Consider the following 13,880-nt stretch of genomic DNA (forward strand, 5'->3'; position numbering starts at 1 on the left):
CGGGGAAGCGATCTAGAGTGACCGGCGTGGACGGAGTGGCGCTGAGGCGCGAAGGGCAGGGCGGCCACGTCGCCGAGATCGTGCTGGACCGGCCGGAGGCGCTGAACGCCCTCTCGACGGCGATGGCGCGGCGGCTGGCCGCGGTGTGCGCTGAGGTGGCGGCCGACCCGTCCGCGCGGTCCGTGGTGCTGAGCGCGGCGGGCGAGCGCGCGTTCTGCGTGGGCGCCGACCTCAAGGAGCGCAACGCGATGGGCGACGCGGAGATCCTGGCGCAGCGCCCGGTCTTCCGCGCCGCGTTCGGCGCGGTGCTCGACCTGCCGCAGCCGGTCGTCGCGGCCGTGCACGGGTACGCGCTCGGCGGCGGCTGCGAGCTCGCGCTGTCGTGCGACGTGATCGTGGCCGACGGGACCGCGGTGTTCGGGCTGCCCGAGGTGGGCATCGGGCTGGTCCCCGGGGGCGGCGGCACCCAGCTCGCCGTCCGGCGGCTCGGGCCGGGCCGCGCCGCCGACCTGGTGCTGACCGGCCGCCGCCTCGCCGTCGCGGAGGCCCGCGAGTACGGGCTGGTCGACCGGAGCGTCCCCGCCGGGACGGCGCGCGAGGAGGCCCTGGCCGTCGCCGCGGCGATCGCCGGGAACTCCCCCGCCGCCGTGCGGGCGGCCAAGCGCGCGATGCGGCTCGGCGCCGAGGGCAGCCTGGCCGCCGGGCTCGACATCGAGGACAACGCCTGGCGCACCCTCGCGCTCTCCGCCGACCGCCGCGAGGGCATCGCCGCCTTCAACGACAAGCGCAGGCCGAACTGGCCGTCGTAGGCCGGGTCAGCCGAGCGGCCCGGCCATCTGCTCGGCCATGTGGACGACGGACCTGCCGCCGATGTCCTCCCGGCCGGCGGGGACGGCCGGCCTGATCGCCACCATCAGCCGGTGTTCTGGAGGCCGGCGGCGACCCCGTTGACCGAGAGCAGGAGCAGTTCCTCCAGATGGCCGCGTTCGGCCTCGTCGGCGACGCCCTCGCGCAGGGCCGACAGCGCGCGGAGCTGAAGGTGGGACAGCGCGTCCACGTAGGGGTTGCGCAGCTCCACCGCCCGCGAGAGGACCTTGCGGTTCTCCAGCAGCCGGTCGTGGCCGGTGACGGCCAGGACCAGCGAGCGGGTGCGATCGTACTCGGCGAGGACGGCGGCCGACAGGTCCGGCCGGTCGCCCAGTGCCAGGTAGCGTTCGGCGATCGCCCGGTCGGACTTGGCCAGGCTCATCTCGGCATTGTCGAGCAGCGCCGCGAACAGCGGCCACGCCTCGTACGCCTCGCGCAGCTCGCCGACGTCGGTCCCGCCGCCCGAGACGGCGCCGAGACCGCTGCCGATGCCGTACCAGCCGGGCAGGTTGACCCGGGTCTGCGTCCAGGCGAACACCCACGGGATCGCGCGCAGGTCCTCCAGCCCCCGGGCGGCCTTGCGGCGCGCCGGACGCGAGCCGATGCGCAGCTCGGAGATCTCCTCCAGCGGGCTGACCCGGGCGAACCAGGCGGCGAAGCCCTCGGTCCCGATCAGCGACTGGAACGCGTCCCGGGCCGCGTCGCTGATCTTGTCGGCGAGCGGCCGGTACCGCGCCGCGGCCTCCCTGGCCCGGTCCTGGACGGCGTCCGTGGAGGCCAGCAGGACCGCGTTGGCGACCTGCTCGACGTGCCGCCGCGCGATCTCCCGGTGGCCGTACCGGGCGAAGATCACCTCACCCTGCTCGGTGACCTTGAACCGGCCCGCGACCGAGCCGGGCGCCTGGGCCAGGATCGCCCGGTTGGCCGGGCCGCCGCCGCGGCCGAGCGAGCCGCCGCGGCCGTGGAACAGGGTCAGCGTGATCCCGTTGGCCGCCGCCCACGCGGTCAGCGCCTCCTGGGCGTCGTACAGCCGCAGGGTCGCGCTGGCCGGGCCGAGCTGCTTGGCCGAGTCGGAGTAGCCGAGCATGACCTCCAGGCGGCGGCCGGTCTCGTCCAGCCGGCGCCGGACGGCGGGGATCTCCAGCATCCCCTCCAGCACCTCGGGGGCCCGCTCCAGGTCCTCACCGGTCTCGAACAGCGGGACGACGTCCAGGACGGGCGCGTCGTCGCCGAGCGAGGCGGCCAGCTCGTGCACGTTGGCGATGTCGGCGGCGGTGCGGGTGAACGACACGACGTAGCGGGAGCAGGCCCGCACCCCGAACCGGCGCTGGATCCAGCCGACCACGCGCAGCGTGTCGAGGATCTCGTCGGTCATCTCGCTGTGCTCACCGTCCGCGCGCAGCTCGGCGAGCGCCTTCTCGTGCAGCTCCGAGTGCTGCCGGATCTCCAGCTCGGCCAAGTGGAAGCCGAACGTCTCGACCTGCCAGACCAGATGCTGGATCCGCCCGTACGCCTGCCGTGCCGCGCCCGCCCCGGCCAGCGACTCCTGGACGGTCCGCAGGTCGGCGAGCAGCTCGTCCGGCGAGCCGTAGGCCAGGTCGGCGTCGCGTTCGCGGGTGGCCCGGATCCGCGCCGCCGCGAACAGCAGGAACTGCCGGTGCGGCTCGCCCGGGGACCGCTTGGCGATCCCGCCGATGAGCTCGGGCTGCGCGGTCCGCGCGGCGGCCAGCGCGTTGCCGAGCTCCTCGGACGGCGGCGTGGTGGACACGTGCGCGGTCAGCTCGCGGCCGACCCGTCCGCAGGTGGCCTCCAGCGCGCGCAGCACGTGCTCGGCCTGGATCACCACCGCGTCGCGGGTGACCTTGGCGGTGACGTGCGGGTTCCCGTCGCGGTCGCCGCCGATCCAGCTCCCGAACCGCAGGAACGGCCGGACCTGCGGCGGCCGGGCGCCGGTTCCGGCGGGGTCCAGGGCCACATCGAGGGCCCGGTAGATCTGCGGCACCACCCGGAAGATCGTCTCGTCGAACGCGGCCATCGCGGTGCGGACCTCGTCGAGCGGGTCCATCTGGGCGTTGCGGCGCAGCGCGGTGCGCCACAGCAGGTCGATCTCCTCGCGCATCCGCCGCTCGACGTCGTCGCGCTCGCGCACGCCCGGCTCGGCGTTCAGCGCGGCGAGCAGGTCGCTGATCCGCTGGATCGCGGTGACGACGGCGCGGCGGCGGGCCTCGGTCGGGTGCGCGGTGAAGACCGGCCGGAACTCCAGCCCCTCGACCACCCCGGCCAGCCGGTCGCCGCCGGCCGCGCGGATCTCCTCCACCGCCGCCGCCATCGAGCCGGACACGCTCTCGCCGAGGTCCCGCTCCCGCAGCGTCCGGATGCGGTGGTGCTCCTCGGCCAGGTTGGTGAGGTGGAAGTACACGGTGAACGCCCGCGCGACCTGCCCGGCGCGCTCCAGGGTCCAGCCGTCGACGAGCGCGGCGACCTCGGCGCCGTCGATCTCGCCCTTGCGGGCGGCGATCACGGCGTGCCGCAGCCGCTCGACGTCGTCCAGGAGATCTCTGCCCCGGTACTCGACGAGGCTGTCGCCGAGCATCGCGCCCAGCAGCCGCACATCGCGCCGCAGCGGTTCGGGCATGTCCTGCCGAAGGGTGTCACGCGTGTTCGTAGCCACATGCCAAGCGTACTGAGCAGGGATATCGGCGCCCCGGCCGCACCCGCCGCAGCGGCGTGCGGTTACCCTGGCGGGCATGGCGACGGAAGCTCCTGAACCCGTGGTGGACTTCGACATCCACACGACCGCGGGCAAGATCGCAGATCTGGAAATGCGCCGCTACGAGGCGGTGCACGCGGGCTCCGCACGCGCGGTCGAGAAGCAGCACGCCAAGGGCAAGATGACCGCCCGAGAGCGGATCGACGCGCTGCTGGACCCCGGCTCGTTCGTCGAGTTCGACGAGATGGCGCGGCACCGCTCCACCAACTTCGGGATCGAGAAGAACCGCCCGTACGGCGACGGCGTCGTCACCGGCCACGGCACGGTCGACGGCCGCCACGTGGCGGTGTTCAGCCAGGACTTCACCGTGTCCGGCGGCTCCCTCGGCGAGGTCTTCGGCGAGAAGATCTGCAAGGTGATGGACCACGCGGTGAAGACCGGCTGCCCGGTCATCGGCATCAACGACTCCGGCGGCGCGCGGATCCAGGAGGGCGTGGCGGCCCTCGGCCTCTACGCCGAGATCTTCAAGCGGAACGTGCACGCCTCCGGCGTGATCCCGCAGATCTCCCTGGTCATGGGCCCCTGCGCGGGCGGCGCGGTGTACTCCCCCGCGATCACCGACTTCATCGTGATGGTCGACCAGACCTCGCACATGTTCATCACCGGGCCGGACGTGATCAAGACGGTCACCGGCGAGGAGGTGACCATGGAGGAGCTCGGCGGCGCGCACTCGCACAACTCCAAGTCGGGCGTGGCGCACTACCAGGGCTCCGACGAGGGCGACGCGATCGAGTACGTCAAGGCGCTGCTGTCGTACCTGCCGTCCAACAACCTCTCCGACCCGCCCGAGCTCGGCGGCCCGGTCGACCCCGAGGAGCTGGTCGAGGAGCTCGACACGCTGGTCCCGGACTCGCCGAACCAGCCCTACGACATGCACACCGTCATCGGGCACGTGCTCGACGACGGCGAGTTCCTGGAGGTCCAGGAGCTGTTCGCGCCCAACATCATCTGCGGCTTCGGCCGGGTCGAGGGCCACTCGGTCGGCGTCGTCGCCAACCAGCCGATGCAGTTCGCCGGGACGCTCGACATCGACGCCTCCGAGAAGGCGGCGCGGTTCGTCCGCACCTGCGACGCGTTCAACGTGCCGGTGCTGACCTTCGTGGACGTGCCCGGGTTCCTGCCCGGCACCGACCAGGAGTGGAACGGGATCATCCGGCGCGGCGCCAAGCTGCTCTACGCCTACGCCGAGGCGACCGTCCCGCTGGTCACGGTGATCACCCGCAAGGCGTACGGCGGCGCCTACGACGTGATGGGCTCCAAGCACCTCGGCGCCGACATCAACCTGGCCTGGCCGACCGCGCAGATCGCGGTGATGGGCGCGCAGGGCGCGGTCAACATCCTGTACCGGCGCGAGCTGGCCGCCGCCGAGAGCGCGGCCGACGCCGACGCGCGCCGCGCCGAGCTGATCACCGAGTACGAGGACACCCTCGCCAACCCCTACGTGGCGGCCGAGCGCGGCTACGTCGACAACGTGATCAAGCCGTCCGAGACGCGCGGCCAGATCGTGCGCGCGCTGCGCGCGCTGCGCGAGAAGCGCAAGACTCTCCCGCCGAAGAAGCACGGCAACATCCCGCTTTAGGAGACTCTGGTGACTGCCGAAGACAGGCCGTTCCTTCAGATCGTGCGGGGCGAGCCAACGCCCGAGGAGGTCGCGGCGCTCATCGCGGTGCTCACCGCCCGCGCCCAGGCCGCGGCCACGGCGCGGGCCGGCGGCGACGGGCGCCGCCCGTCCCGCTGGGCCGACCGGTCCCGGCTGGTACGTGGCGCCGCGGGTACGGCGATGAGACCGCGCGGCCCGGGAGCGTGGCGGGCGAGCGCGCTGCCGGGGTAGCCGCGACCCGCCGTGGGACAGGTCCGCCGCAGAGCCTCCGAGCTGCGGTGGAACCACGTCGGGGGCGCCGATCCCGGAATGTTCCCCCGAACATGTAACCGTGGTTTCGCGCCCAGCGACGGCCTCCGCACGAATAAGGTGAAAGGCCATGGCCACCTCGGAGTTCGTCCCACAGCCCGCGCGCTACGCCGTTTTCGTCGACGCGGGGTACCTCTACGCGGCCTCAGGTGCGCTGCTCCTCGGCTGCGGTTCGCGGCGGGAGTACCGGGTCGCGGCCGAGAAGCTCATCAAGCTGCTGACGAGCCACGCCGACGACCAGCTGCTGGGCGAGCTGCTCCGGGTGTACTGGTTCGACGCGGCGCCCAAGCGGCAGCCGACGGTCGACCAGCGGGTGATCGCCAACCTGCCGCTGGTGAAGCTGCGGCTGGGCAACCTGAACGCGCAGGGGCAGCAGAAGGGCGTCGACGCGCAGCTCCGCGCCGACCTCGAGGCGCTGGCCCGGCACCGCGCGATCACCGACGCGGTGCTGCTGGCCGGCGACGAGGACATGCTGCCCGCGGTCGAGGCGGCGCAGCGGTACGGGGTCCGCGTGCACCTGTGGGGCGTCGAGCCGACGCACGGGTCCAACCAGGCCGAGTGGCTGGTGTGGGAGTCCGACACCGTCGAGGTGCTGTCGGCCGACTTCCTGCGCCCCTACTTCACCAAGGCCAAAGTGCTGCCGGTACCCGCGCCGGGCACCGCCGCCGCGGCCCGCGACGCCGCCGCCGCCAACCACGCCAGCCCCGTCCCGTCGCCCGCGCAGGTGTTCGCGGGCCGCGCGCCCGCGGTGCGGCCCTCGCCGGCCGCCGCGACGGTCCGCGCCACCGTGCCCGCGGCCGGGCCCACCGTGACGCCCGCCACCGTGGCGGCCACGCTGAACTCCACGCCCCTCACGCCGGGCACCGAGGGGCGGCTCGGCCCCGACCGGCACCACATGCTGGAGATCGGCGAGCATGTCGCCCAGAAGTGGATCTTCGAGCGGGGCCGGGACAACATCCGCGACCTGCTGCCCGGCCCGATCCTGCCGCCCGTCATCGACAAGGAGCTGCTGATCGAGGCCGAGAAGGACCTCGGCAGCTCGCTGCGCCCCTACCAGGAGGCGCGGACCTGGCTGCGGGACGGCTTCTGGGAGCGCGTCTACCGCGAGTTCGGCATCGGCGTCGGCAAGTCCGACTGACGCGCCCCGGGGCGCGGTCAGATCCGGCCGGGGACGGCCAGTCCGGTCTCGTAGGCGGCGATCACCGCCTGCGCCCGGTCGCGCAGCCCGAGCTTGGTGAGCACGTTGCTGACGTGCGTCTTCACGGTGTGCTCGCTGACCACCAGGGCCGCGGCGATCTCCCCGTTGGTCAGCCCCCGGGCGAGCAGCCGCAGCGTCTCGCGCTCGCGGGCGGTCAGCGCGTCCAGCCGTCCGGCCTGCGGGGGGCGCACCGCCGCGCCGGAGGTGAACGCGGCGATCAGCGTGCGGGTCACCGAGGGCGCCAGCAGCGAGTCGCCGGCCGCGACCATCCGCACCGCGTGCACCAGATCGTCCCGCCGGACGTCCTTGAGCAGGAACCCGCTCGCGCCGGCGCGCAGCGCCTCGAACACGTGGTCGTCCTGACCGAACGTGGTCAGCATGATCACCCGGCAGCCGGTCTCGGCGCAGACGATCCGGGCCGCCTCGATGCCGTCCATCCCGGGCATCCGGATGTCGAGCAGCACCACGTCCGGACCGTGCTCGCGGACCGCGCCGACCGCCTCGAAGCCGTCCCCGGCCTCGGCGACGACCTCGATGTCCGGCTGCGCCGAGAGGATCATGGCGAAGCCGGCCCGGACCAGCTCCTGGTCGTCGGCGACCACGACGCGGATCGTCATGCCATCGCCCCCGCCAGCGGCAGCCGTGCCGACACCTCGAAGCCCGGCCCGTCCGCGCGGGGCCCGGCGGACGCGGTGCCGCCGCACGCGGCGGCGCGCTCGCGGATGCCGATCAGCCCGTTGCCGCTGGAGGGCAGGCCCATGCCCGTGCCCCGGCCGTCGTCCACGACGCTGATCATCAGGCCGTCCTCCGTCCAGTTCAACCGCACCTCGGCGCTTGCCGCGCCGGCGTGCTTGACCACGTTGGTCAGCGCCTCCTGGGCGATCCGGTACGCGGCGACGCCGGCTGCGGCTGGGAGCGGGCGGGGCTCGCCCTCGGCGGTGCAGCGCACGGTCAGGCCCGCCCCGGCGACCTGGCCGGCCAGCGCGGGCAGGTCGTCGATCGTCGGCTGCGGCGCGCGCGTCCCGTCCTCCTCCTTGAGCACGCTGAGCATGGTCCGGAGCTGGTCCAGGGCGTCGCGGCCGGTCCCGGCGATCGCGTCGAACGCGGCGGCGGCCCGGTCGGGGGCGCTGCCGATCACCACCGGCCCGGCCTCGGCCTGCACCACCATCAGGCTGATGGAGTGGGCCAGCACGTCGTGCATGTCCCGGGCGATCCGGGCCCGCTCGCGTTCGGCGGCCCGTTCGGCGTCCACCCGGCGCTCGCGCTCCAGCCGTCCGGCGCGCTCCTCCAGGACGGCGGCCTGCGCCCGCGCCCCGGCGGCGGCGCGGCCGAGCGCGTAGACGGTCACGTAGAGGATCACGCCGCGGAACGCGGTGTTGGCCGAGCCGACGGTGACCATCCCGCCCACGGAGAGGACGGCGAACATCGACAGCCGCACCAGGGGACGGGAGCGGGAGGCCACGGTGTAGAGCGCGGCGAGCACGCCATACCAGAGCGGCTGCGACGCGACGTGGTCGACGGCGTCGTAGAGCGTGCCGAAGCCTGCGCAGAGGATCAGGACGGGGGCCGGGGCGCGGCGCCGCCACACCAGCGGCAGCGCCGAACCGGCCGCCGCGACGTACCCCCACCAGTGCCAGGGCTGACCCGCGTCCGGTGTGGTCAGCAGCGGCCAGATCTGGGCGAGCGTCGCGGCGGCGGCGAGCACCGCGTCCGACCAGGACGACGCCGCCAGCCGACGGAGCGGCACAAATGCTGGCATAGCGGACACAGATCGTGATTCTGTCACGCGTGCGCGGAGACCCGGACCGGGCGGACCAGCGGCACGAGTGCGGCGGTCATCAGCAGTCCGGCCAGCGGCAGCAGGTCCAGGTCGACCATCGAGACCATCACGCCGAGCGTCAGCACCACCGGCGCCCACACCGGCACCACACGGACCACCGCGAGATGGATCATCGCGGCGAGCAGGCCGAGGTAGAACAGCGGCGGCCCGGCTTCGTAGACCGCGAGCCCCACCCCGGGAACGCTCTGGACGTCGTGGAACATCCGCTGCATGTGAGCGTCGTCGGTGGCCAGGACGCCGACGACGATGTCGATGCCGATCTGCGCCATGGCGAACCCGATCCCGACGATCCCGACCACCGCGGTCACCGTGGCGAAGCCACCGCGTCCCGCCCGCCTCCGCATCTCCAGCAGGGCGGGGACGAAGAGGACCAGCGCCGCGAGGAAGGCCGCATGCCCGGCCGTCCAGAAGAATCCGGGGCCTCGGCCGCCGATCCCGTCCACGAGGCGGACGAGCCCGTAGACGGTGGCCAAGAGCGGCGCGGCGATGAAGGGAAGGTTTCTGTTCACGCCCTGAATCCTCGTTCGCGCACCCCCCTCCGGACATCGCCGACACCGGCGATCTCTCCCCTCCCTCCCGCGACGGAGGCACGTATGCCGCTACGGGCCGATGCGGTGTTCCTCGGTGTCGAGCCAGACATGCTGGCCTTCGGGCATGACCGTCAGGCCCCACCGGTCAGCGGCCGGACGGCCGAGCCCGTCCCACCATCGGTAGGCGGCCTCCACCTCACGCCACAGGTCCCGCTCCCCAGACTCCCGGACCGGAAACCGATCCGCGCCCGGCTCGTACTCCAGGCCGGCCCACGACCCCGACCACGGATCGACCAGCCACACCGTGTACGCCCCGTCGTCGTGGTGGGTAACGATCAGCTTGCAGCGCGGCACCCTGAGCCCGACCGCCAACGACACGTCGTACTCACCCAGCAGGTCGTAGGGGTGCAGGTCGGTGACCGACCGGCGCGCCCGGTCCTCGTCGTGCACGTCGCGGTCGAGCGAGGCGCGCCTGCCGCGCTGGTCGCGCAGCCGCATGAACGCCACGTTCCCCACGATCCGACCCCGCATCGCGCCGTCCCGCGACACCTCGAACGACAGCAGCGCGCCGTTGTGGAAGTCGGTCGTCCACGGCACCAGCACCCGCCCACCCGGCCGAGTCTGCGACGCCCACGCATACGGCACCCGGTCGGCCGCCACCGTCGCGATCACCCGATCGAACGGCGCGGACGACGGATACCCCAGCGCACCGTCCCCGGCCGCGACGGTGAGCTTGTAGCCCGCGTCCCACAACACGGCGCGGGCGCGGTCGGCCACCCCCAGGTCCACCTCCACCGAGGTCACGTTGTCCGAGCCGAGTCGTTCGGCCAGCAACGCCGCGTTCCACCCCGTTCCCGTACCGATCTCCAGCACACTCATGCCCGGCTCGATCTCCAGCGCCGCCAGCATCAGCGCCACCACGTCCGGACGGCTGGCCGAGCTGGTGATCTCCCGGCCCGTCCGTCCCGGTCCGGCCGGAACACCGTCGTCCACCTGGGTAATGACGAAGTCGTTGGCATAGCAGCGCTCCAGCCACGCCGTTTTGTCGTCGGCACGGTCCACCGGCACCAGCCGGTCCCCGTCCTCGACCCACACCGTGTCCGGCACGAACCGATGCCGGGGCACCGCCTCGAACGCCGTACGCCAGTCGGGTGCCAGATCGCCCGCCTCGACCAGCTCAGTGACCAGCCGCGCGGACAGCTCGGCATGATCGGCCATCGCTACTTGCCGTCCTTCTCGTGCTTGCCGCCATCCCTGGGATCGTCCTTCTCCGGCGGAGGGATCGGCTTGTCCCACTTGCCGTCGCCGCCCTTCTTCTCCTCATGCCTGCCCATCGCGAACTCCCTTCATCCGACCCGGCGCGGCCGTTCGCCGCACGGCAAGCCCTCACCCGTGCAGCACCCGAACCGTGACCTCCTCGCCGCCGTCACCGGATCAGCCGCAGACGCCGGCCCGGGGGAACTCGGCTCGCAGCGACGCAGGAACCCCGCCGCCTCCCGCAGCACCACCGCCGACCGCGTCGCGGCCACTTGCGGCACAGGGCGAGGCTGCCACTCGACCCTCCCACCGGTAACGACGTGCAGTGCATTACCCGACACGCTAGGTTCGCGGCGTCCCCAGGCCCTACTGGTGTGCCCAAGGTTGTCCGGGTTCCAGCCCAGGTCTGGGACGGCTCTGCCGATCAAGGTCCGGGCTCGTCTGCCGAGGCTAGAAGGAGGCGGCGTGGTGCCCCTCGGGGATGAGCTCCTCGACGAGCGCCTCGGTCTCGGGCTGGAGCTGGTCGAGCAGCGGATCGCGGCCGACCCGTCCGCGCAGCTCCTCGACGGCCACCCGCACCTGCGCGTGGTCGCCGGTCGCCTGCGTGGCGCGCAGCAGGTCGCGCCAGAGGCCCTCGTCCTCGGGGGCGAGCCGCAGCCCGGCCCGCGCCGCGCCGATCGCGCCGCGCACGTCGCCCTCGTCCAGCCGCAGCACGACCAGCCGGTGCGCGACGTCGATCACCCGCGCGACCGCCTCGTACTCCAGGTCGTGCGAGGCCAGCCACCCGTACCGGCCGCGCGACCGGCCCGCCAGCACCGGCCCGCGCACCAGGTCGAGCGCGTAGGACATGTAGGCGGGCTCGGACGCGGGCTCGGCCGCCGACCGCCACACCAGCCACCGGAACACCGCCCAGTCGACCCGGACCTCCGAGCCGAGCCGGATCCGTCCCCGGTCGTCGTAGTAGAGGTTGGGCCGGCCGCGCGCGTCCCGTCCGAGCCAGTCGGAGACCCGCGCCACGCAGGCGTCGCGGACGCCCGCGCTGACGCCGCGCGGCCACACCGCGCCGCTCAGCACCGTCGGGTGCACGCCGTTCGGATGCGCGGCCAGGTACACCAGCACCTCGGTGCACAGGCCGCGGCGGCTCTCGTCCATCGGGCCGGGCGCGTCGATCTCGATCGGGCCGAGCAGCCGGATGTCGACCGACGACCGGTCCCCGCTGGGCGGCTCGGCCGCGCCCGCGGGCTCGGGCAGCGGCACCGAGTCGAGCCGCCCGGCCGTGCGGAACAGCTCGAAGACGCCCCGGTAGTGCTCGTCCGGGACGAGCTGCGCGTCGACCTCGAAGCCGAGGACGCCGGCCTTCAGCCGTCCGGCCGGGTCGACCTCCCAGGTCCAGGTCGCGCCCTGCACCTCGCCGGGGACCAGGTAGCCCGCGGCCATCCGGGTGCCGGTGCGGGCCAGCGCGACGAGCCGGTCGGCCTCCCGCTCGGTGGGCTGGTCGGCCATGATCAGGTAGTGCGGCATCCACGCCTCGCCGAACACGCCGCGGCACCGTCCGGTGAGCACCGAGTCGACGCCGGACGCGGCCAGCGCCTGCCGCACCTCCTCGGTGCGGCCCTCCAGCTCGGGCAGCGCGTCGGCCAGCGTCGGGACGGCGCGGACCCGGTCGGGCGCGATCTCGGCCAGCCCCTCGCCGAGCTCGGCGCCGAACCCGACCAGCGTGATCCGCATGTGGTCGGACCAGCGGTTGGTGGCCAGCTCCAGCGCCAGCGCGGCCAGCACCGCGCGCCGCTCGTCCTCGGGTCCGCGCAGCGCGATCAGGCCGTGCGCGGCCTCCAGGTCGACCAGGATCCGGCCGTTGTCGTTGGTGCCGATCGAGACCAGCCCCGGGTACGGCGCCAGCACGTCGGCGAGGTCGGCCGACTCCAGCCCGGCGAGCGAGTCGGCCTTCAGCCGCCACACCTGGCCCTCGTCGAACGCCTGCCAGGGCGCGGGCGGGTTGCGGTCGGCGGGCGCGATCCACAGGTCGAGGCTGCCCGGCCCGAGATGCACCCCGTACACCGTCGGCAGCGCCCGTCCGCCCGCCGCCATGGACTTCGACAGGTGCCGCAGCCCGAGGTCGAGCAGGTGCACCGCGTCGTCGTCGGCGCCGATGCGCAGCGCCCGCTCGGTCTCGGCGGCGGCGCCCTCGGGACGGACGATCGCGTGCCCGAACGCGCGGTGCCACATCTGGGTGCGGCGCCGCCGGCCGAGCGCGCCGAGCAGCCCCGCCGCCAGCAGCGACGCCGCCGCCAGGCCCTGCGGCCATTCGAGGTCGAACGACAGGGACGGACCCTGCCCGGGGACCGACACGCCCCCGCTCCCGGCCTTGCCGCCCATCTCCTCGTGCGGCCGGGGCGCCACAGGCCCCTGCGCCAAACCGTCCGGCACGGGCGTCTCGACGGAGGGCGTCTCGGGTGCCGGGGTCTCGACGGTGGGCTTCTCGACGCTGGGCGTCTCCTGCACCGGCGCGTCCGGCGCGGGGGCCGCCGCCGCGCCCGGCGCCGGCTCTCCCGGCTGCTCTCCCGGCTGCTGGTGCGGGGGCTGGTCGCGGGGCTGCTCGTGCGGGACCGGGTGCCCGTGGCGGTAGTAGTCGTCGAGATCCCGGGCGGGGACGACCTGCGTGCCCTTGGCGTCGGCCGGCATCTCCAGGATCCAACCCGGCCTGATCAGGCTCGAAATGCTGAGCTTGGTGCCGTCGGGCTGCACCCGGCCCTGGTTCAGCCGGTAGATCTCCTTGTACCGGCGGCCCTCGCCGAGGCACTTTTCGGCGATCTCCCACAGGCTCTCGTGGTGCCGTCCCTCCGGAGGCTGGACCCGGTAGATCTTGGTCGTCGCCACCTTCGCGGCCGGGTTCGCGGTGAGGTCGGCGGCCATCCGGTCGGCGGCCCGCTGCGGCTCCGCCGGGACATGCTGGAACTCCTGCGTCTGCGGCTGCGGCTGCGGCTGGAGCTGGGGCCGCGCCAGCTCCTGGGCCTGCGCGGGACGCTGCGCGAGGCCGCCGCCGGAGAACGCCGGCGCGATCACGGTCGCCGCGGTGAACAGCAGCAGGGCCGCCACCACCAGCCGGTGCACCAGCGACTGGGTGCCCCCGGCCAGCGGCACCCGCGCGGGCACGCCGACCCCGCGGACGCCCGCGTACACCTCGACGACCACGCACAGCGCGAGCTGGAGCCAGGCCAGCCAGACCAGCACCACCAGCACGGTGAGCACCGACCCGGGCCCCACCCGGTGGGTGAGGTCGCCGAGCTCGGGCAGCCGCCCGGGGAGCGGCGACCCGAAGAACGTCAGCAGCGCCCACGGCACCCCGCCGAGCAGCGCGGCCAGCGCCGCGACCGCCGCCAGCCCGGCCAGCACGTCGCCGGGGCCGCGCCGGCCCCGAACGGGCGTCCTCTGCCCATGCCGTGTCACCATCGCGCCCCTGCCGATCGCCGGTCTCTGGGTGGTCGAGCGGACGTCGTCCACGCCATCGT

10 protein-coding genes are annotated in these 13,880 nt (G+C 74.0%); 4 read left to right on the forward strand and 6 right to left on the reverse strand.

All coding sequences use genetic code 11. The annotated features are described in order from the left end of the window. The first annotated feature begins 26 nt into the window (after positions 1-26). Positions 27-809, forward strand: a complete 783-nt coding sequence (locus tag OHA34_RS18795; protein WP_329522342.1) for an enoyl-CoA hydratase/isomerase family protein — start codon at positions 27-29, stop codon at positions 807-809. A 104-nt stretch (positions 810-913) separates the two neighbouring features. Here the strand turns inward: OHA34_RS18795 and OHA34_RS18800 are convergent, their stop codons facing one another. Continuing rightward, entirely contained in the window at positions 914-3,502 is a 2,589-nt protein-coding gene (locus tag OHA34_RS18800; protein ID WP_329522423.1) for a phosphoenolpyruvate carboxylase, read from the reverse strand. Positions 3,503-3,614: 112 nt separating this feature from the next. Here OHA34_RS18800 and OHA34_RS18805 point away from each other — a divergent pair, with 112 nt between their 5' ends. The 3 genes from OHA34_RS18805 (at position 3,615) to OHA34_RS18815 (ending at position 6,684) form a co-directional block, all read left to right on the forward strand. Further along, positions 3,615-5,216, forward strand: a complete 1,602-nt coding sequence (locus tag OHA34_RS18805; protein WP_285942534.1) for an acyl-CoA carboxylase subunit beta — start codon at positions 3,615-3,617, stop codon at positions 5,214-5,216. Positions 5,217-5,225: 9 nt separating this feature from the next. Then, complete coding sequence (locus tag OHA34_RS18810; protein ID WP_432763084.1) at positions 5,226-5,468, forward strand: acyl-CoA carboxylase subunit epsilon; 243 nt, start codon at positions 5,226-5,228, stop codon at positions 5,466-5,468. 148 nt (positions 5,469-5,616) lie between these two features. Beyond that, positions 5,617-6,684 carry an NYN domain-containing protein gene (locus OHA34_RS18815; protein ID WP_329522343.1) on the forward strand — a complete coding sequence of 356 codons (1,068 nt, stop codon included), beginning with the start codon at positions 5,617-5,619 and terminating at the stop codon, positions 6,682-6,684. Positions 6,685-6,701: 17 nt separating this feature from the next. On the opposite strand, the gene OHA34_RS18820 is transcribed toward OHA34_RS18815, so the two are convergent. From OHA34_RS18820 to OHA34_RS18840, 5 genes are all read right to left on the reverse strand, one after another. Further along, a complete protein-coding gene (locus tag OHA34_RS18820) occupies positions 6,702-7,361 on the reverse strand; it encodes a response regulator (protein WP_285942536.1) in 660 nt (219 codons plus the stop codon). Then, positions 7,358-8,491 (reverse strand): sensor histidine kinase, encoded by a 1,134-nt coding sequence (locus OHA34_RS18825; protein WP_329522344.1) that lies wholly within the window; start codon positions 8,489-8,491, stop codon positions 7,358-7,360. Before OHA34_RS18825 ends, OHA34_RS18820 begins: the two co-directional genes overlap by 4 nt. A 35-nt stretch (positions 8,492-8,526) precedes the next feature. Beyond that, positions 8,527-9,093: a hypothetical protein gene (locus tag OHA34_RS18830; protein WP_329522345.1), complete on the reverse strand. Its 567-nt coding sequence runs from the start codon at positions 9,091-9,093 to the stop codon at positions 8,527-8,529. Positions 9,094-9,183: 90 nt separating this feature from the next. Next, complete coding sequence (locus OHA34_RS18835) at positions 9,184-10,332, reverse strand: methyltransferase domain-containing protein (protein WP_329522346.1); 1,149 nt, start codon at positions 10,330-10,332, stop codon at positions 9,184-9,186. Between the two features lie 489 nt (positions 10,333-10,821). After that, positions 10,822-13,872 (reverse strand): bacterial transcriptional activator domain-containing protein, encoded by a 3,051-nt coding sequence (locus OHA34_RS18840; protein WP_329522347.1) that lies wholly within the window; start codon positions 13,870-13,872, stop codon positions 10,822-10,824. Between the last annotated feature and the right edge of the window lie 8 nt (positions 13,873-13,880).

The organism is Spirillospora sp. NBC_01491 (genome assembly GCF_036227065.1).
Classification (GTDB): Bacteria; Actinomycetota; Actinomycetes; order Streptosporangiales; family Streptosporangiaceae; genus Spirillospora; species Spirillospora xylanilytica.